Source organism: Acetobacterium sp. KB-1, assembly GCF_003260995.1.
Classification (GTDB): Bacteria; Bacillota; Clostridia; order Eubacteriales; family Eubacteriaceae; genus Acetobacterium; species Acetobacterium carbinolicum.
Genome location: NZ_CP030040.1, coordinates 1,433,745 through 1,453,302, shown reverse-complemented (window position 1 = coordinate 1,453,302; position 19,558 = coordinate 1,433,745). Strand labels below are relative to the sequence as shown.

Below are 19,558 nucleotides of genomic sequence, written 5' to 3'. Positions count from 1 at the left end.
AGGAGAAGATGATGCGAAAACCAATTATTGCGGGAAACTGGAAAATGAATAATGATATTTTTGAGACTGAAAAACTGATGAATACGCTGTTGCCATTGGTAGCTGGGGCAGAAGCCGAAGTGGTTTTTTGTCCTACCTATTTGGGTCTGCAAAAAGCCGTGGAAATGGCCAAAGATTCGAACGTTGGCATCGGGGCTCAGAATATGCACTTTGAAAAAAACGGTGCTTTTACCGGTGAGATATCCGGGGAAATGCTACAGGCTATCGGTGTAAATTATGTTCTGATTGGCCACTCGGAAAGACGGGAATACTTTAATGAAACCGACGAAGCCGTCAACAAAAAAGCCATTAAAGCTCTGGCACTGGGAATTACCCCGATTGTCTGCTGCGGTGAAACCCTGGAAGAACGGGAAAGCGGAAAAGCTGAAGCCAAGGTTGTTGCGCAGATGGAAGCGGGATTAAAGGGCATTGGTGACATTACCAAGGTCGTTGTTGCCTATGAACCGATCTGGGCCATCGGCACCGGTAAAACAGCCAGCAAAGAAGAAGCTAACGAAGCCTGCGGCTGGGTTCGTCAAACGATCGCTAAAATGTTCGGCGAAGATGCGGCCCAAAAAGTCCGAATTCAATACGGCGGTTCAGTCAACCCGGAAAATATCAAAGATCTGATGGCCATGGACAACATCGACGGCGCCCTGGTCGGCGGTGCAGCTCTGAAACCAACGTTCTCGGAGATTGTGAAGTTCTAATTCAATTCTCATTTCAAAAGTAAAGCGAAAAAAGATATAGTGAGTACCGACAATTGTTATATCATGTTGTCTGCATCGGAGCGAACAGGTTGATCAACCTGTCCGATTCTGCGCGCAGGCAACGAGCCAATCATAAGCTTGCTTATAGTTGGCGACTGCCCGCGACCAATGCGAAAGAAGCGTAGCGGATTTCGCATGGCGCAGCGAACAACAGATTAACAATTGGTCGGTACGGTACTCACGACAACCTAAAATATTTGGACTGAAAGGTGTGATCAAATGAATAAAAATTTAACAGCCCTGATTATTCTGGATGGCTACGGCTTTACCAGATGTACTGAGGGTAATGCCGTTCTACAGGCCCAAACACCGTTTCTTGATGCCATCTCCCAGGACGCGCCTCATACCCTTATTACCGCCAGTGGCCTTGGCGTTGGTCTGCCAGAAGGTCAGATGGGTAATTCTGAGGTTGGCCATTTAAACCTGGGGGCCGGTCGCGTCGTCTATCAGGAACTGACCCGAATTACCAAATCCATCGAAGATGGCGACTTTTTTACCAACGAAGCCTTTCTTGCCGGCATCAATGCCGCCAAACAAAAAGGCGGAGCCTTGCACCTGATAGGCTTATTGTCCGATGGTGGGGTTCACAGTCATGAATGCCATCTTTACGCATTACTGAACCTGGCTAAAAAACAAGGCTTAAAACGGGTCTACGTTCACTGCCTGATGGATGGTCGGGATACGGCCCCAAACAGCGGCATCGACCATATCAAAGCACTGGAAGCTAAAATGGCTCAATTAGGGGTGGGCGAAATCGCCACCATCATGGGTCGTTACTACGCAATGGATCGCGATAACCGCTGGGATCGGGTCGAAAGAGCCTATGATGCGATGACCGCTGGAGCCGGCAATCATGCCGCATCGGCAAGGGATGTCATGGTCGAAACCTATGCAAATAGAATTACCGATGAATTCGTGCTGCCAACCATCATCGACACGGTTGATGACAGCACCATTAAATCCCAGGATACCATCATTTTCTTTAATTTCAGACCCGATCGGGCCCGGGAATTAACGCGAGCATTTATCGATCCGGATTTCAATTTGTTTATTCGCAAAACGGATTTTCTGGATTTGAATTTTGTCACGATGACTCAGTATGATAAATCGTTTGAAACGGTATCCGTTGCTTATAAGCCAGTAACCATTAGGAATACCCTCGGTGAATATCTTAGTAATCTGGGGATTCCCCAGCTGCGCATTGCGGAAACAGAAAAGTATGCTCATGTAACTTATTTCTTTAATGGTGGACTGGAAAAACAGTATCCCCTGGAAGATCGGATTCTGATCCCTTCACCACTTGTGGCAACCTATGATATGCAACCGGAGATGAGTGCTTACGAGGTAGCCAATAAAGCTGTTGAAGCGATAGAAAGCGATAAGTATCAGTTGATGATCCTCAATTTTGCCAATGCCGATATGGTTGGGCATACCGGTATTTTAGAAGCCGCCGAAAAAGCGGTCGAAGTGGTCGACGCTTGTGCCCAAAAAGTCATTGCGACCATTCTGGCAAAAGGCGGCAAGGTGATTGTCACCGCTGATCATGGTAATGCTGAAAAGATGATTGATTACGAAACACACATGCCCTTTACTGCTCACACATCAAACCAGGTTAAGTGTATTCTTCTTGGTGATGGCAATGTGACCCTGCGAGATGATGGACGGCTAGCTGATGTTGCGCCGACCCTACTCGATTTGATGGGACTGCCGGTACCAGTAGAAATGACTGGAAAAACACTGATTAAGGCAGAATAAAGTAAAAATAGCAAAGCTGTGAGCGTTTACATAGGAAAAGTCTCGACTGAGACTTTTTTTATGATTGAAAATGTTTTTTGGGTATGATATTATAACGTGCACGATTATTTACGGAGGTGATACTTATGAAAGAAGCTTTACTGGTCGTATTACTGATTTCCAGCCTGGTTTTGATTGCCGCGATACTTCTATCGCCGGGAAAAACAGCAGGAATGTCAGGAGCCATCGCAGGTGGTGCTGAGACCTTATTTGGAAAGAAAAAAGCCAAGGGATTTGAAGGCGTACTCGAAAGAGCAACCAAAATCTCAGGGGTGTTATTCATGTTGTCGGCATTCGTTTATTCAATCGTATCATAACAGGCATCTGAATTAGAGAGGTGCAAAAACTTACAGGGGGAAATTGAAAATGGAATTATTGTTTCTGGCTCCAGCTATTGGAGTCGTGGCGTTGCTTGTTGCGCTTGTTTTTGCAAAACGCGTAACTGCAGTTGACGCCGGTACCGACAGAATGAAAGAGATCGCGGGATATATCCACGAGGGTGCGATGGCATTCTTAAAACGCGAGTATCGAATGATCGCAATTTTTGTGGCCGTTTTATTTGTTGTTTTGACCGTTACACCGGGGTTAGGGTTAACTACCGCGGTATGTTTCCTGGTCGGCGCTATTTTTTCTATCCTGGCGGGATTCTTTGGGATGCAGGTTGCCACCAAAGCTAACGTTAGAACTGCTAATGCAGCCAAAACCAGCGGGATGAACAAAGCCCTTTCAGTGGCTTTTTCCGGCGGTGCCGTTATGGGTATGTGTGTTGTCGGTCTGGGCTTACTGGGCGTCAGTGTTTTATATCTGTTGTTTGGTGACGTGACGATTGTAACCGGGTTTGGTTTGGGCGCATCTTCAATTGCACTGTTTGGTCGAGTTGGTGGTGGTATTTACACCAAAGCTGCCGATGTTGGTGCTGACCTTGTAGGTAAGGTTGAAGCCGGTATTCCGGAAGATGATCCCCGTAATCCCGCGGTTATCGCTGATAACGTTGGTGATAATGTTGGTGACGTTGCTGGTATGGGTTCGGATTTATTCGAGTCTTATGTTGGTTCAATCATCTCTGCGATTACCTTGGGTGCACTAGCCCTTGATGGTTACAATGGGATCTTATTCCCGATGCTTTTGGCAGCAACTGGTATTTTTGCTTCAATTATCGGATCGTTCTTTGTCCGTGGTAAAGAAGGTGGAAATCCACAACGGGCTCTGGATATGGGTACCTATGTCAGTGGGATTTTAGTCGTTATTGCTTCTTACTTCTTATCGAACTACTTTACTGGCGGATATGCAGCATTTATTGCTATTGTTGCCGGTTTGGCAGTTGGTATTGTTATTGGTAAATTAACGGAATATTATACATCAGAACATTACAAACCGGTTCAACACATTGCTCAGCAATCAGAAACCGGAGCCGCTACCACCATTATTAGTGGTTTGGCAGTGGGGATGAAATCGACCATGTTCCCAATTTTAGCGATGGCAGTAGCCATTTTTGTTGCTTATACAGCATTCGGACTTTTTGGTATTGCCTTAGCCGCCGTTGGAATGCTCTCCACCTGTGGAATGACCATTGCTGTGGATGCTTACGGCCCCATTGCCGATAATGCCGGTGGGATTGCCGAAATGGCAGAACTGCCGAAAGAAGTACGTGAAATCACAGACAAGCTGGATGCTGTTGGGAACACCACCGCAGCCATCGGTAAAGGTTTTGCCATTGGTTCAGCAGCCTTAACAGCGTTAGCCTTGTTTGCTTCTTATGCTCAAACAGTTGGTCTAGCCAGTATTGATATTTTAAATCCAAATGTTATCATTGGTTTGTTTATTGGTGGAATGTTGCCATTCTTGTTCTCAGCCTTAACCATGGAAGCGGTTGGTTCAGCAGCCAATGAAATGATTGAAGAAGTACGACGTCAATTCCGTGAATTCCCAGGAATTATGGCGGGTACCGAAAAACCGGATTATGCCAAATGTGTTGATATTTCAACCGCTGCGGCACTTCGACAAATGATCGTACCAGGTATAATGGCAGTTGCGGCTCCTCTCGCCATGGGTCTGATTCTTGGGGCAGATGCTTTGGGTGGACTTTTAGCCGGGGCTCTGGTTACGGGGGTATTAATGGCGATCTTTATGGCCAATGCCGGCGGTGCCTGGGATAATGCCAAGAAATTTATTGAAGGTGGCGCTCACGGCGGAAAAGGCAGTGATGCCCATAAAGCGGCTGTTGTTGGCGATACCGTTGGGGATCCATTTAAGGATACCTCAGGCCCTTCAATTAATATCTTAATCAAACTGATGACCATCGTATCATTGGTATTTGCACCACTATTCTTAATCTAATAAAGTTTTATCATCTTCATTTTACTTATAAAAGATCTGAATGCAGTCTTGCATTCAGGTCTTTTTTGTTGTTACGGTGAGGTTAAGTCAGAAGGATTTGGGTATGCAGTATAGCATAAGTACAGGGGCGGTTTTTGTTGCGTCAACAATATTTTTTCAAAAATGACACAAAAGAATTGTTCTCAAGACCCGCGCCAGCTTAAATAAATCTGAAGAAAGCAAAAATGCGCTTTAAATTATATAAACCGGTTGACTAAATAATGTTGTTGGAATATAATTTATATAAAAGGAGTGATGATATGATAAAAAGCGTATACAGTTTAATGCTATTTGATGAAATAGTTGAGAAGATAGACCAGATTGCCTATGAGAACAATACCAACCGCTCCCAATTGATCAATGATATTTTAGCAGAAAAAATCGGGCTGGTGACGCCGGAGCAGAAAATACAAAAAATTCTGGAACAACTGGACGAAAATTTCAGTGACACGCTGTCAGTGAGTCAGATCAATAAAAATTCCAGTATTCAATTCGGCAAAAGCCTGAAATATAAGTATCGACCCAAGGTGCGGTACAGTTACGAATTTATCAGCAGCAAACGGGGGAAATATGCGGTATTAAAAATCAGTTCCCGGACCAGGTCTGAAAATCTGAATGATCATTTTGATGAATTTTTCAAGCTGATTGCCGGTATTGAAAAAGCACAACGAGTTGATCATCGAGATTTAGCAGAAAACTTGACCAATCATAAATTTGTTCGAGCCTTTGAAGATGAGGGTGAGTTGACCCAGGACATCGAGACCGTCACCGATAATCTGACGCGCTATTTAAAAATGATTGATCGGGCAATGAATGTTTATTTCTCAAAAGTCGATGAAGCTGAAGCAAAAGATCTACTTAGCATCCTGGAAACCATTTACCGGGAGGATTACAAAAAAAACAACCACGATTAGTTGCGAGCTTAAGGCTGGCACTTCGCTACCATACCGACTAATTATTAATCGATTGTTTGCTGCGCCATGCGAAATCCGCTTTGCTCCTTTCGCGTTGGTCGCGGGCAGTCGCCAACTACAAGCAAGCTTGTGATTGGCTCGTTGCCTTCGCGCAGGATCGGACAGGGTACGCCGTGTTCGCCCAATGCAAACAACATGATGTAATAATTGTTGGTACTAAGGTTATCGATTATTTTGATATTAAATAAAATTATTTAGAAACGAGGTACAATGATGGATATGAATTTATTCACCCAAAAATCACTAGAAGCAATTAAAACGGCGGAATTGATCGCCGGAGAGTATAACCACATGGAAATTGAACCGGAGCATCTGCTGATGGGCCTGATTACTCAGGAAAATGGTGTGGTGGGGCGAATCTTTGACCGCCTGGGTAAAAACTCCCACACCATTGCCGAAGAACTGCGCCGGGAAGTCGGACGGATGCCCAGCGTTTCCGGGCCGGGTCGGGAGCAGGGAAAGGTTTATGTCAGCACAGAAACCGATAAGGTCTTAAACGAATCCTATAAAGAAGCAAAAAAACTAGACGACCAGTATATTTCGGTAGAATGTATTTTACTGGCGCTATACGGTCTGGGTAAAAAATCCAAATCTGTTGAGATTTTGGAACGCCATGGCATTGCTAAGAAAGATGTCGAAAATGTCTTAAAGGAAGTCCGCGGCGGACAGCGGGTAGTCAATGACCATCCCGAAGTCACCTATGAAGCTCTTAGTCAATACGGTCATGATCTGGTTCAGGATGCAATTGATAATAAACTGGATCCGGTGATTGGTCGGGATTCCGAAATCCGCCATGCGATCCGGATCTTAAGTCGAAAAACCAAAAACAATCCTGTCCTTATTGGAGAACCGGGGGTTGGTAAAACTGCCATTGTCGAAGGCTTGGCGATGCGTATTGTGGCCGGCGATGTGCCAGAAGGTCTTAAAGATAAACGAATCATCGCATTGGATCTGGGCGCGTTAGTAGCCGGGGCCAAATATCGGGGTGAGTTTGAAGAACGGCTCAAAGCTGTTTTAAAAGAAGTGGTGGACAGCAACGGCGAAATAGTCCTGTTTATTGACGAGCTCCACAATATCGTTGGTGCCGGTAAAACTGAGGGGGCCATGGATGCCGGGAATATGTTAAAACCAATGCTGGCCCGCGGCGAGCTCCATTGTATTGGTGCCACCACCCTGGACGAGTATCGACAGTACATTGAAAAAGACCCGGCTTTGGAACGTCGTTTCCAACCGGTGCTGGTGGATGAACCGACGGTGGAAGATACCATTTCGATTCTGCGGGGCCTAAAAGACACCTATGAACGCTATCACGGGGTTCAGATTTTAGATACCGCGCTGGTGGCCGCTGCGACCCTGTCCAACCGTTATATTTCTGATCGGTTTCTACCCGATAAGGCCATTGATCTGATTGATGAAGCCTGTGCCAAGATCCGCACCGAAATGGATTCCATGCCCGAAGAAATGGACGAGGTCAGGCGTAAAATGATGCAACTTGAAATTGAAGAAGTGGCACTCAAAAAAGAAAAGGACAAACTTAGTAAGGAACGACTGGAACGGCTGCAAAAAGAACTGGTTGAATACAAAGAGCGTTTTAATACCATGAGCATTCAATGGGAAAATGAAAAACAGTCAGCGGATACCTTAAAATCCCTTCAGGAAGAACTGAACCAGCTTACCTACGAACGGGAAAAAGCCATTCGGGAAGGGGATTACCGCAAAGCTTCTGAATTGGAATACGGACTCATTCCGGAGAAAACGGCAAAAATTGAAGCACTTAAACACAAAGCGGATGAAAAAGACGAGCAAGACAGTCTCAAACGGGAAAAGGTCACCGAAGAAGAAATCGCCGAGATCATTTCCGACTGGACCAATATTCCTTTGAGTAAGCTGGTATCCGGCGAGCGCGAGAAACTGCTGGCCCTGGAAGACACCCTGAAACAACGGGTTATCGGTCAGGAAGAACCGATTCTAAAAGTGGTTGACGCCATTATCCGATCCCGGGCCGGAATTAAAAATCCCAACAGCCCGATTGGCAGCTTTCTGTTTTTAGGCCCCACTGGGGTGGGAAAAACCGAACTGGCTAAAGCCGTGGCTGCGACCCTCTTTGACTCCGAAGAAAATATGATCCGCATTGATATGAGTGAATACATGGAAAAATTCTCAGTCTCACGGTTAATCGGAGCACCGCCGGGATATGTCGGTTATGAAGAGGGGGGGCAATTGACAGAAGCGGTCAGACGCAAACCATATTCAGTTATTTTACTCGATGAAATTGAGAAAGCGCATAAGGATGTTTTTAATATTTTGCTACAAATTCTTGATGATGGTCGGATTACCGACTCTCAGGGACGAACGGTCGATTTTAAAAACACCATTATCATCATGACTTCCAACATCGGTTCAGAATATCTGCTTGAAGGAATCAATGCTTTTGGCGAAATCACTGAAAAAACCGAGTCCGCGGTGATGGAGTTGTTAAAGAACTATTTCCGGCCGGAGTTTCTAAACCGGATTGATGAAATTGTCCTTTATAAACCGCTTAATAAAGAAGCTATTGGCAAAATTGTGACCTTACTCCTGAAAGATTTACAAAAACGTCTGGAAGAACGTCAGATTACTGTCACCCTGACCCAGCAGGCCATCGATGCTGTTATTGAAATGGGCTTTGACCCGGCCTACGGGGCCCGACCACTGAAACGCTATTTACAGAAACACATTGAAACCATGGTTGGTAAAGAAATTATCAAGGGCAATGTCCACGAAGGACAGGCTATTGTTATTGATGTGGACCCCAACGGGGATTTTTATATGGCTTAAGATTAAAAAGAGACCAAATTACCTTTTAGGGTAATTTGGTCTCTTTTTCCGGTTTGGTGCTATTCTGCTTAAAAAAGTGATGGATCAAAACAAAAAATTACTGATTTATTTAAGGGCTTGTAAAAAAAGCAAAATATTCATGAGAATAGTATCAGCGCTGGACTGTATTTTTTAGATGATAACGAATTCATCGCTTCGATTATTTGATATAATAATAACGAAATAAATCTATTTTCGGAGGTAGAAAATGCAAAAGATTATTATGTCTCCCAGCCGTTATGTTCAAGGTGCCGGAGAAGTTGGAAAATTGCCGGAACATGTGGGAAAATTTGGAACATCAGCCCTTGTCTTAATGAGTGGAACCATGATGCGAACTAAAGCGGAGGAATTGAAAGCGAGTTTTGAAGCTGCTGGAATTAAATTTACACCCGAAAAATTTAACGGAGAATGCTCCAAGGTCGAAATCGCCCGGCTACAAAAAATCGTAAAAGCAGAAGGCTGTGATGTGGTTGTTGGTGTCGGTGGGGGAAAAACCTTAGATACGGCTAAAGCAACGGCCCATTACGAAAAACTGCCCGTTGTTATTGCTCCTTCGATTGCTTCCACCGATGCACCTTGCTCGGCTTTATCCGTTCTTTATACCGAAGAAGGCGTTTTTGATGAGTATCTCGTCCTTCCTAAAAACCCTGAAATTGTTGTGATGGATACCGATATCATTAAAGCTGCTCCGGCTCGACTTTTTGTTGCCGGAATGGGGGATGCATTGGCGACTTATTTTGAAGCCAAGGCGACATTAGATTCGAATGGTACCACCATGTCAGGTGCTCACCCAACTCGATCGGCTTTAGCACTGGCAGAACTGTGTTATGATATTTTAATTGAAGATGGCTTAAAAGCTAAGTTGGCCGTAGAGGCCGCAACCTGTACCCCGGCGGTGGAAAATGTTATTGAAGCGAATACCTATCTCAGTGGTGTTGGTTTTGAAAGTGGTGGTCTGGCGGCCTGCCATGCCGTCCATAACGGTTTAACGGTCCTTTCTGAATGTCACCACATGTATCACGGGGAAAAAGTAGCCTTTGGAACCCTGGTTCAGCTTGTAATGGAAAACAGATCGCTTGAAGATATTGAAGAAGTCATTGATTTCTGTTTATCTGTCGGTTTGCCAATTACATTAGGAGAACTGGGTTGTACCGAACCAACCCCGGAAAAAATTATGGCTGTGGCTGTGGCTGCGGCTGATCCTGGCGAAACCATTCATAATATGCCTTTTGATGTCGATGCCGACACTGTTTATGCAGCGATTATGGCAGCAGACGCACTGGGGCGGATGTATTTGTGCGATTAAGAATGTGATTAAGTAGTAGAATAAATTAAAAACGGAATAAAAACAGAATAAATTAAGATCTGATTAAAGGCCAAAACCCCATTTTTGTTTGGGATTTTGGCCTTCTTTTTTTGTAGAGGTTGACGGACCTGCATTTAGTAAGCGTTATTTTAGTAAGTTTTATTATAATAGATGAACATCTTTTAAAAGGCAAATGATAACATCATCTAAACCAGCGGGTCAAACAGTTCTCTGGTTTTTGTCAGCATTTCCCGGATTGGGAGATTGTAGGGACAGCGGGGCTCGCATTCGCCGCAGGAAACGCAATCCGAGGCATTAGCTGCAAAGCTGCGGTAGCGGTCGAGAGCCCATTCTTCCAGATCATAACGGCGGTAATAGCCCTCTACAATAAACTGCATCGGAATATCGATACCTTGGGGACAGGGGGCGCAATAACCGCAGCGGCGGCAAAAGGTTTTGCCCAGGGCTTTAGCGTCGGCTTCAAGGGTTTGACGTTCGGTCTCAGACAAAGGAACAAAATCATTGCCAATTTTGGCGTTGTCCAAAACCTGTTTGACCGAATCCATACCGGGGATCAAAACCGAAATATTAGGATTCTCAGCCACCCATCGGAGGGCATAATCGGCATTCATAAAGGCGCCGCCAGCGAGCGGTTTCATAATGATGACCCCCACATTGCTAAGCTTTGCTTTTTCAAAAAGAGGGGCGCCACGGTTTTCAACGATATTATAGGGAAACTGAATGGTTTCAAAACGATCATCTTCCAGTGCCCGTTCTAACACCTCATAACTGTGAGAGGTGATCCCGATATGTTTAATCAATCCCTGTTTTTTACAGTCGGCCAATGCGTCATAACCGCCCCCCGGCCCCATGATGGTTTCATAGGCGGCCATGGTTTTGGCATTATGAAACTGGTAGAGATCGATGGAATCGGTTTGGAGATCGCAAAGACTGGCTTTTACATCGGCGATGACATCATCGTAGCGAAGCTGCGGCGTTTTGGTGGCCAGAAAAAAATGTTCCCGACCCCATTGTTTAAGGGCTTCCCCAATCATTTTTTCACTATTTGTGTAAGCTCTGGCTGTGTCAATGAAATTGACGCCTTCTTCAATCAGGTTTTCAATGATCTCATCGACTTCCCATTGGTTACAGCGTTGAATTGGAATACCACCAAACCCAATAAGGGACACTTCTAATCCGGTTCTTCCCAATAGTCGCGTTTCCATTTTACACCTCTTCTTTTCTTGATTTTGCTTATTTTAACATATCAAATAAAAAAAGTCACCTCTTATGAAGGTGATGACAGAAGATTCGCCAAATTTCAACATTCTTTCAGAATGACGGAGAGACATCATTTGACACGCTATTCCGTAATGTAGTAAAATGAAAATACATCTCAATCGTATTAGAAAGAAGGTAAAGAAATGAGTATTCAGTTCGATTTCTCTTATGCAAATATAGACGCCAGTGAATTTGAAAGTCGGTTTGACCAGTTAACGACGGTCAATGATCAATTAATGAATAAAACCGGGGTCGGTAATGAATTCCTTGGTTGGGTTGACTATCCGGTAAAATATGATCATGACGAATTTGCCCGCATCAAAGCGGCGGCAAAAAAAATTAAGGAGCGCTGTGATGCCTTGGTTGTTATTGGTATCGGGGGATCTTACCTGGGTTCCAAGGCAGTGATATCGGCATTGACCAGTCCTTTTTATAATGAAGAACCACGAGGCATGCGAAAGGCACCTAAAATTTATTTTGCCGGACAGAATATCAGCGGAAAATATTTAGAAAATCTGTTGGCGTTACTAAAGGATCAGGAAGTCTGTGTCAATGTGATTTCAAAATCCGGTACAACCACGGAACCCGCGATGGCGTTCCGCTTTTTTAAGAAATTTCTGGAAGAAAAATATGGCAAAGATGAAGCGAAGGAACGCATTTTTGTCACAACGGATCAGGCTAAAGGGGCACTAAAGTTTATGGCCGACGAAGAAGGCTATGAGACCTTTGTAATTCCCGATGATGTGGGCGGGCGTTACTCGGTTTATACCGCGGTCGGTTTGCTTCCCATCGCTGCGGCTGGAATTGATATTGATGCGTTGATGGAGGGGGGAAGATCCGGTTATGAGGATTATAATAAACCAGAGTTTGAAAAAAACCCCTGTTTTCAATATGCGTTGTATCGGAATGTTCTTTATAATCGGGGTAAAAATATTGAAATTTTAGTCGATTACGATCCCTCGCTGGAGTATCTGGCTGAGTGGTGGAAACAATTATTTGGTGAAAGTGACGGAAAAGATGGCAAGGGTCTCTTCCCGGCCTCGGTTCATTTTTCCACAGACCTTCACTCGCTGGGCCAAATGATCCAGGATGGCCCGAAGAATCATTTTGAGACGGTGATTGTCATTGACGATGATCAATCGGATATCAAAGTTTTTAACGATGAAAAAAACCTCGAAGGACTCAATTACCTGACCGGTTGGGAAATCGATGCGGTGAATGAAAAAGCCTTTATGGGGACATTATTGGCACATGTAGATGGCGGCGTCCCGAATGGGGTTATTCATCTAAAAAAACTGGATGCTTTTCACATTGGCAAGCTGATTTACTTTTTCAAGAAGGCCTGTGGTTTAAACGGCTATCTGTTAGGGGTAAATCCCTTTGATCAACCAGGGGTAGAAGCGTATAAGAAAAATATGTTTGCGCTACTCCATAAACCGGGATATGAAGAGTTGACAAAAGAACTGGAAAAACGTTTTTAAGGCGGTCAAGTTATTTTGTTTAAATGCGGCAGAGTGAAAATAAAGTAAAAAAAGTTTAACAAGGAACGCAAGACATAATGTTACAATTATGATACAATATCGAAAAATCTAATACAAAATATCTATAACCTCTGCAGATTAAGAAGCATAATTTATGAAATTTGCAGTTGGAATAGAAAAAATACGGAATTAAAGGGCAAAACTGTTGTGAAATAGTGACGCAAAGCTAAAGGGACTTTTATAAGTTAGCCAGTTACTCAATTAGATTTGACAATTTAGGAGGTAGCGGTGAAGACTTATAACGAAAAAAAGTTATTAATCCTCAGCTTTGCGTTGTTTTTTTTGGTCATGATGGTTTTTATAGTTCACTCAGTTTCTTTTTTTCAGCTTTCTGATCAGGCGATTTTTGGTATTCTGTTTTATAGTTTTTCGTTTATAGGCATTTTTTTTATCAGCCTGACCAGCAATTATTTTGTTTTCAAGCTTAAGAAAGAAATCTTAAAATTAAAGCGGATGCAGGATGTTGACTTTTTGACGGGCTGTCCCAATTGGATCAAGTTTAAACGCGACGTCGAAACGCTCGTTAAAAAAGACCAGACCCAACCCTATGCCATGATCATTTTTGATGTCGATAAGTTCAAGGCGATCAATGATTTATACGGCGATCAGACAGGTAATGAGGTTCTGACGGCAATTGCCCGGATTTTAGAAGAACACCTTGAAACAAATGAGTTGTTTTCGAGAATCGCAACCGACAATTTTAGTGTTTTAATGAAATATAAAGGTTACGGGCAGTTTTCTCAGCGGGTCGAAAAACTGATTCACGAGATTAGTGGCTATTCTCCCAAGTTTATCATTGGTATTTCGATGGGCATTTATCTCATTGAGGAAGACAGGGATATCCATACCCTTAGCGATCGGGCCAATATGGCCAAACGTTCGATAAAGGATAACTCCCAGGTGAGTTACGCCTTTTATGATGACGGGATGCGTCACAGCATGATGATTGAGAACGCGATTGAAAATAGAATGGAAATGGCCTTGCGTAATCGTGAGTTTGAAGTATATCTTCAGCCTAAGTATTTGTTTTCAGATGAGCACATAATCGGCGCAGAGGCGTTGGTGCGGTGGAATGATCCTAAACGGGGCATCTTGCCGCCCAATGATTTTATTCCCCTGTTCGAGAAAAATGGGTTTGTGAAAAAAATCGATACCTATATGTTTGAAGAAGTGTGTAAACTGCTGCAAAAATGGAAAAAGGAAATGGATCAACTGACAAATATGATTATTTCGGTTAATTTTTCCCGGCTCCACCTGGAAAATACGTTATTGCCGGAGGAATTGCTGGCCATTGCCAATCGCTATCACATCGATCCGAAGATGATTGAAATTGAATTAACGGAAGGAACTGTTTTTGACAATGAAAATCAGATGGTTGCGATTATGAACCATTTAAAGGCTTCCGGGTTTCATATTTCGATTGATGACTTTGGACGAGCCTATTCATCGCTCAATACCCTTAAAAATCTGCCGGCAGATATTTTAAAGCTCGATAAAGCTTTTTTTACCGAAGATAATGCGCGGGGAAAAAAGATTATTACCAGTATGTTGAATATGGCTAAGGATTTAGATCTGATCACGGTTGCCGAAGGGGTTGAGACTCAGGAACAGGTCGATTTCTTAAAAGAAAAAGGTTGCGATATTGCTCAGGGTTTCTTTTATGCCAAACCCATGAATGTCATTGAATTTGAAGATTTTGTCAATAAAAAACTGAAATCGGCTTAGGCTGATTTCAGTTTTTTGAGGTGTTGGCGTTTTATTGATGTTAAGAAAGTGTTTTACAAAAAAATGTTCTTACTCGGATGCATTTTCGAAATTAAGACCACCACAGGTGATATCGGCAAAAACGGAAAGAGCTACCGAATGATCGGGGTCCACACAAACCGTATTGTCGGCAATGCCGCCAAATTTACAGGTATCAACAATTTTTAATTTAAAATTATCGGGAACGATGATGTTCAGACCGCCGCTGATGATACTGATATCCATGCGATAATGGTCTTTTTTAGTAACGACATCTGAAAAGTCAAGCTGCATGCCGCCAAAGAAAGCTCCGATTTTTGTATCCTGCATGGTCTGATCCCGATAATCTTTCATTTTTCCGCCGTACAGAACGGTTTCATCCAAGGAGTCAGCACTGTTGTCAAGGCTCGCTTCAAATTCCTTGCCTTTTTTGATCACGCAAGCATGATAAAGGGCGATCCCAGTTGCAAAAACAACACCTGTTCCGATGAGTAGCTTTTTAATTTTCATGGTCTTTCCTTCCTGTTCTTTTTTATTTAGTTTATCATGATTTCAATAATAACCGTACCTTTTTTTGTTTTTTTTAAGAACTTCACCGATAATTTTAACTTAAAATAAAGATACTATGCTATAATATTTAAAGCTTCTATTCAGTTTTTCTGAATAAATAACAGTAAAAGAAAGGTCTCAATGGAAACAAAAAAGTATTATGATGAGTTTGAAACCATTGTTGGCGATATATTAACACACAGTGAATTCCAAAAATTAAGGGAAATTGATCATCATGGCAATGGTTTATATGAACACGCTGTTGCAGTGGGGTATTATTCCTATCGCGTAGCCAGATTTTTAAGGATGGATTACGCATCCGTTGCGAGAGGGGCAACACTCCATGATTTTTTTCTGGAAGCATGGCAGGGTAAGGTTAAAACAGGCAAAGGGCTCAGTCGGATTAAGGAAATGCATGGCTTCTCCCATCCTAAAGTAGCACTTGAAAATGCCGAAAAATATTTTGATATCGATCAGCGCCAGGCAGATATGATCGTGAAACATATGTTTCCCCTGACACTTATTCCCCCGACAAACCTGGGCAGCTGGGTTGTTACCGCGGTGGATAAATTTGTGGCCACCAATGAACTGGTTTTTAAAAATACCCAGCCCATCAAACGGCTTAAAAGTATGATGTCCAGAGCTTAATCGGCAGCTTGCCTTAAGCATTTCTATGACACAAATCAATAAATTTGACGGAGGAACTATGATCGAAGAACAGATTGAACGAGCAAAGGCCCATTTTGGAGAGGTGATCAAAGAACAATTGACACGGATTGAAAAAATGAAGATTCAAAAGGATTTTACCGATTTCACAGCAAAAGATAGAATTATTATTGGTATTGTTGGTGGCGATGGGATTGGTCCATTTATCACATCAGAAGCCCAACGGGTTTTAGAATTTCTACTGGCGGATGATGTTAAAACCGGAAGAATTGTCTTTAAAACCATCGACGGCTTAACCATTGAAAATCGCGCGGCTTGTGGAAAAGCGATTCCGGATGAGGTTTTAGCAGAACTTAAAACCTGCGATGTCATCTTAAAAGGACCCACAACGACACCGCGAGAAGGAGATCCCTGGCCAAATATCGAAAGTGCCAATGTGGCCATGCGCCGCGAGTTGGACTTATTTGCCAATGTGCGCCCGGTTTCTGTTCCGGAAAAGAATATCGACTGGACTTTTTATCGGGAAAATACTGAAGGTGCTTATGCAGTTGGTAGCAAAGGGATCCATGTTAACAATGATTTAGCCATTGATTTTACCGTCACCACCCAGGACGGCTCAGAGCGAATCATTAAGGCGGCCTTTGATTTTGCCCAAAAATCCGGAAAAAATAAGGTAACAGTCGTTACCAAAGCCAATGTCATTAAAACAACGGATGGTAAATTTTTAGATACAGCCAAAGCGATTGCCAAGAATTATCCCACCGTGGAAATGGATGACTGGTATATTGACATCATGACTGCCAAATTAGTAGATGAAAAGCGTCGGAGTCAATTTAAGGTAATGGTACTACCCAATCTCTATGGTGATATCTTAACTGATGAGGCGGCTGAGTTCCAGGGCGGTGTCGGTACCGCTGGTTCAGCTAACATCGGCAAGCAATATGCGATGTTTGAGGCCATCCATGGGTCAGCCCCAAGAATGGTCGAAGAGGGTCGTGGACAATACGCCGATCCCTGTAGCATTATACGTGCCGCCGGAATGCTGCTCGTGCATATTGGTTATAGCCAAAAAGCAGAACAGCTTCAAAAAGCTTTGGATATCTGCGGTTTATACGAAAAGAAACTGGTGCTGACTGGCCGTGAGACAGGTGCTACCGGTTCAGAATATGCCAATTACGTAATGGAAACATTGTCCAACCCGAAGTTGGACGTGATTTATAAAAATTTCATCTAATTAATGAGGGGCGTCTTTTATGACGTCCTTTTTTTGCGGCATCAATTAAAATATAGTAGGAGGCTATCATGCTGGAGAAAATTGATTTAGGGGTTACAATCGACAAAGAAACCTATCGTCAGGAAAAAGAACGACTGACGACCCGGTTAGGCGAGTTACAGCGGACTCTCCATGATATGGGGATACCGGTTTTAGTTCTTTTTGAGGGCTGGGATGCGGGCGGCAAGGGGACACTCATTAATGAACTGCTGATGCCTATGGATCCGCGATCGTTTCGGGTTTATAACTTTAAGAAGCAGGAAAATGAGGAGGAGTTATTTCGCCCGTTCTTATGGCGCTATTGGACCAAAACACCGGAGGAGGGGCAAATCACAATTTTTAATCGCAGCTATTATAGCGATTTGTTTTATCGTAAATCGACAGATACCATTTCAATGCAAAGGCTGATGAAACAGGCCAATGAATTCGAACAAACCCTATCTGAGGATGGGATGATTATTTTTAAGTTTTTTATTCATATCAGTAAAAAAGAACAAAAAAAACGGTTTGACAAATTGCTCGATAATGATGTCACGGCCTGGCGGGTTACGCCCCGGGATAAAAAAGAAAATAAGCATTATGATAAACTATATAAGAAGGTGAATCGGGGACTGGAACTGACCGATAACGATTGTGCTCCTTGGGCGATTATCGAAGGTGAACAAAAAGACTACGCTCTGATTAAAGTTCTGAGTATATTGGAAAGACGTCTGGAAAAAGCGATTAATGACGTAAAAATGACGCCAAAAATAAAACTTACGCCACTGATTGAGGTTGGAGATAAGCCATTTCAATCGAAAATACTTGACGGGATTGTACTTGACCAGGTTATCAGTGAAGAAGCGTATCAGAGTCAGATAAAAGAATATCAGAAACAAATCCGGCTATTGCAATTTCAGTTGTACCGGGAACGGATTCCCATGATTATCGGGTTTGAAGGCTGGGATGCCGCCGGCAAGGGTGGCTGTATCAAACGGCTGACTAGAAACCTGGACCCCAGAGGTTATACGGTCTATCCAACAGCCAGTCCCAGCGATATTGAGAAAAAGCATCATTACCTCTGGCGCTTCTGGCGGGACATCCCTAAAAATGGTCATATCGGCGTATGGGATCGAACCTGGTATGGTCGGGTGATGGTGGAGCCGATTGAAGGTTTTTGCACCCAGGAAGAATTTGATCGGAGTTATCGGGAAATTAACGAATTTGAAAAACAACTCTCCGACTGGGGTGCCATCGTCATTAAGTTCTGGTTGCAAATTGATCAGGATGAACAGTTGAGACGCTTCACCGATCGGGAAGGAAATCCTGATAAGGAATGGAAAATCACTGAAGAAGATTGGCGGAATCGGGAAAAGTGGGAGCTTTATAAAATAGCAGTGGATGACATGCTACTAAAGACATCAACGGTCGATGCACCCTGGGTTATCGTGGAAGCTCAAAGTAAATATTATGCCCGGATCAAGGTTTTAAAGCAAACCATCGCTGCGATCGAAAAACGCTTAGACAATTAGGTAAGTCACTTTTTATCGATTATAATAATCGATAAAAAGGTTGCGCCTTAAACAATCACGCCTGTTTGTCGCACTTGATGGTCAGGCGTGAAGTAAATTATAGAAATAATTGAGATCGTTATTGTTGCAACCGATTGAACACACAGGTGTTAAAGACTAACAATGAGAGCCGTATGTTTTTAAGTTTATTTTGATTTTACCTCAGTTTTTCAATGGAAAAATCGGATTGCATAAATAAATAAAGTGCGGGAACGAATAGACACCAATAGTAATTAAATATTTAAAGTGATTTATTAGTATAACAAAAAGATCTATTGTTATTCACTGAAAACGTTTAATTTACTTGATAAGTCGGGTATAATTATTTTAATAGTTTTAATAGAAAGGAGATTACATGGATTCAATTGATATTGAAATCCTTAAGTTGTTGCAGAAGAATGCACGAGTTACAGCTTCCGAAATTGCCAGTGAAGTCAGTTTATCGGTTCCTGCAATCAGCGAACGAATAAAAAAATTAGATTCTTCCGGAATCATTCAGAAGTACACCATTATCCTGTCGACTCAAAAGATGAATAAAAATCTGGTCGCCTACATGTTTATATCCCTTAAACACCCAAATTATATTGAAGGCTTTGTCGAATTGGTGGAGAATGAGAATGAGATCATTGAATGTGATTATCTGGCCGGAGATTATGATTATTTAATTAAAATTATTACTAAAGATACTAAAAGTCTGGAAGCAGTGTTGAATCGCATTAAAACAGTTACCGGGGTACAAAAGACAAGAACGATTGTAACCCTGTCAACCGTAAAAAATACATACTCCATTCTTCCCTACGAAGATACGAATATGTAAGATTTTTTAATTAAGTTTACAAA

At 42.9% G+C, this 19,558-nt stretch carries 15 protein-coding genes and 1 riboswitch; of the genes, 13 read left to right on the top strand and 2 right to left on the bottom strand.

Features of this window, described 5'->3' with window-relative positions:
* The first annotated feature begins 11 nt into the window (after window positions 1–11).
* The 7 genes from tpiA to DOZ58_RS06640 all read left to right on the top strand — a co-directional run bounded on the left by tpiA (window position 12) and on the right by DOZ58_RS06640 (window position 10,115).
* Window positions 12–749: a triose-phosphate isomerase gene (tpiA, locus tag DOZ58_RS06670; protein ID WP_111887595.1), complete on the top strand. Its 738-nt coding sequence runs from the start codon at window positions 12–14 to the stop codon at window positions 747–749.
* A gap of 279 nt (window positions 750–1,028) precedes the next feature.
* Complete coding sequence (gpmI, locus tag DOZ58_RS06665) at window positions 1,029–2,564, top strand: 2,3-bisphosphoglycerate-independent phosphoglycerate mutase (protein WP_111887594.1); 1,536 nt, start codon at window positions 1,029–1,031, stop codon at window positions 2,562–2,564.
* A 125-nt stretch (window positions 2,565–2,689) separates the two neighbouring features.
* Window positions 2,690–2,920, top strand: coding sequence for a preprotein translocase subunit SecG (secG, locus tag DOZ58_RS06660; RefSeq protein ID WP_111887593.1), 231 nt, complete (start codon window positions 2,690–2,692; stop codon window positions 2,918–2,920).
* A gap of 49 nt (window positions 2,921–2,969) precedes the next feature.
* Window positions 2,970–4,940, top strand: a complete 1,971-nt coding sequence (locus DOZ58_RS06655) for a sodium-translocating pyrophosphatase (RefSeq protein WP_111887592.1) — start codon at window positions 2,970–2,972, stop codon at window positions 4,938–4,940.
* A 299-nt stretch (window positions 4,941–5,239) separates the two neighbouring features.
* On the top strand, window positions 5,240–5,893 hold the full coding sequence (locus DOZ58_RS06650) for a hypothetical protein (protein ID WP_111887591.1): 654 nt from the start codon (window positions 5,240–5,242) through the stop codon (window positions 5,891–5,893).
* Window positions 5,894–6,166: 273 nt separating this feature from the next.
* Window positions 6,167–8,770, top strand: a complete 2,604-nt coding sequence (gene clpB, locus DOZ58_RS06645; RefSeq protein WP_111889699.1) for an ATP-dependent chaperone ClpB — start codon at window positions 6,167–6,169, stop codon at window positions 8,768–8,770.
* 247 nt (window positions 8,771–9,017) lie between these two features.
* Window positions 9,018–10,115: a glycerol dehydrogenase gene (locus DOZ58_RS06640; protein WP_111887590.1), complete on the top strand. Its 1,098-nt coding sequence runs from the start codon at window positions 9,018–9,020 to the stop codon at window positions 10,113–10,115.
* 206 nt (window positions 10,116–10,321) lie between these two features.
* Here the strand turns inward: DOZ58_RS06640 and DOZ58_RS06635 are convergent, their stop codons facing one another.
* Window positions 10,322–11,341 (bottom strand): aldo/keto reductase, encoded by a 1,020-nt coding sequence (locus tag DOZ58_RS06635; RefSeq protein ID WP_111887589.1) that lies wholly within the window; start codon window positions 11,339–11,341, stop codon window positions 10,322–10,324.
* Between the two features lie 198 nt (window positions 11,342–11,539).
* On the opposite strand from DOZ58_RS06635, the gene DOZ58_RS06630 reads away from it, so the two are divergent.
* Both DOZ58_RS06630 and DOZ58_RS06625 read left to right on the top strand, forming a co-directional pair.
* Window positions 11,540–12,877, top strand: a complete 1,338-nt coding sequence (locus DOZ58_RS06630; protein WP_111887588.1) for a glucose-6-phosphate isomerase — start codon at window positions 11,540–11,542, stop codon at window positions 12,875–12,877.
* Between the two features lie 185 nt (window positions 12,878–13,062).
* Window positions 13,063–13,138, top strand: a riboswitch (cyclic di-GMP riboswitch).
* Between the two features lie 27 nt (window positions 13,139–13,165).
* The gene (locus tag DOZ58_RS06625; RefSeq protein WP_111887587.1) at window positions 13,166–14,662 is read left to right on the top strand and encodes a bifunctional diguanylate cyclase/phosphodiesterase; all 1,497 of its coding nucleotides are present in this window, start codon (window positions 13,166–13,168) and stop codon (window positions 14,660–14,662) included.
* A 69-nt stretch (window positions 14,663–14,731) separates the two neighbouring features.
* Here DOZ58_RS06625 and DOZ58_RS06620 read toward each other — a convergent pair whose 3' ends face one another.
* The gene (locus DOZ58_RS06620; protein ID WP_111887586.1) at window positions 14,732–15,190 is read right to left on the bottom strand and encodes a LiaF domain-containing protein; all 459 of its coding nucleotides are present in this window, start codon (window positions 15,188–15,190) and stop codon (window positions 14,732–14,734) included.
* A gap of 180 nt (window positions 15,191–15,370) precedes the next feature.
* On the opposite strand from DOZ58_RS06620, the gene DOZ58_RS06615 reads away from it, so the two are divergent.
* The 4 genes from DOZ58_RS06615 to DOZ58_RS06600 all read left to right on the top strand — a co-directional run bounded on the left by DOZ58_RS06615 (window position 15,371) and on the right by DOZ58_RS06600 (window position 19,535).
* On the top strand, window positions 15,371–15,877 hold the full coding sequence (locus tag DOZ58_RS06615) for a phosphohydrolase (RefSeq protein WP_111887585.1): 507 nt from the start codon (window positions 15,371–15,373) through the stop codon (window positions 15,875–15,877).
* A 58-nt stretch (window positions 15,878–15,935) separates the two neighbouring features.
* The gene (locus DOZ58_RS06610) at window positions 15,936–17,129 is read left to right on the top strand and encodes an isocitrate/isopropylmalate family dehydrogenase (protein WP_111887584.1); all 1,194 of its coding nucleotides are present in this window, start codon (window positions 15,936–15,938) and stop codon (window positions 17,127–17,129) included.
* A gap of 68 nt (window positions 17,130–17,197) precedes the next feature.
* Entirely contained in the window at window positions 17,198–18,679 is a 1,482-nt protein-coding gene (gene pap / locus DOZ58_RS06605) for a polyphosphate:AMP phosphotransferase (protein WP_111887583.1), read from the top strand.
* Window positions 18,680–19,073: 394 nt separating this feature from the next.
* Complete coding sequence (locus DOZ58_RS06600; RefSeq protein WP_111887582.1) at window positions 19,074–19,535, top strand: Lrp/AsnC family transcriptional regulator; 462 nt, start codon at window positions 19,074–19,076, stop codon at window positions 19,533–19,535.
* The last annotated feature ends 23 nt before the right edge of the window (window positions 19,536–19,558 follow it).

Excerpts from the sequence above, each read along its gene's own strand:
- DOZ58_RS06610 (WP_111887584.1), top strand. The coding sequence starts at position 15,936 with ATGATCGAAGAACAGATTGAACGAGCAAAGGCCCATTTTGGAGAGGTG.
- DOZ58_RS06635 (WP_111887589.1), bottom strand. The coding sequence starts at position 11,341 with ATGGAAACGCGACTATTGGGAAGAACCGGATTAGAAGTGTCCCTTATT.
- DOZ58_RS06620 (WP_111887586.1), bottom strand. The coding sequence starts at position 15,190 with ATGAAAATTAAAAAGCTACTCATCGGAACAGGTGTTGTTTTTGCAACT.
- DOZ58_RS06640 (WP_111887590.1), top strand. The coding sequence starts at position 9,018 with ATGCAAAAGATTATTATGTCTCCCAGCCGTTATGTTCAAGGTGCCGGA.
- clpB (WP_111889699.1), top strand. The coding sequence starts at position 6,167 with ATGGATATGAATTTATTCACCCAAAAATCACTAGAAGCAATTAAAACG.
- DOZ58_RS06655 (WP_111887592.1), top strand. The coding sequence starts at position 2,970 with ATGGAATTATTGTTTCTGGCTCCAGCTATTGGAGTCGTGGCGTTGCTT.
- gpmI (WP_111887594.1), top strand. The coding sequence starts at position 1,029 with ATGAATAAAAATTTAACAGCCCTGATTATTCTGGATGGCTACGGCTTT.
- DOZ58_RS06615 (WP_111887585.1), top strand. The coding sequence starts at position 15,371 with ATGGAAACAAAAAAGTATTATGATGAGTTTGAAACCATTGTTGGCGAT.
- DOZ58_RS06650 (WP_111887591.1), top strand. The coding sequence starts at position 5,240 with ATGATAAAAAGCGTATACAGTTTAATGCTATTTGATGAAATAGTTGAG.
- tpiA (WP_111887595.1), top strand. The coding sequence starts at position 12 with ATGCGAAAACCAATTATTGCGGGAAACTGGAAAATGAATAATGATATT.
- secG (WP_111887593.1), top strand. The coding sequence starts at position 2,690 with ATGAAAGAAGCTTTACTGGTCGTATTACTGATTTCCAGCCTGGTTTTG.
- DOZ58_RS06600 (WP_111887582.1), top strand. The coding sequence starts at position 19,074 with ATGGATTCAATTGATATTGAAATCCTTAAGTTGTTGCAGAAGAATGCA.
- DOZ58_RS06630 (WP_111887588.1), top strand. The coding sequence starts at position 11,540 with ATGAGTATTCAGTTCGATTTCTCTTATGCAAATATAGACGCCAGTGAA.
- pap (WP_111887583.1), top strand. The coding sequence starts at position 17,198 with ATGCTGGAGAAAATTGATTTAGGGGTTACAATCGACAAAGAAACCTAT.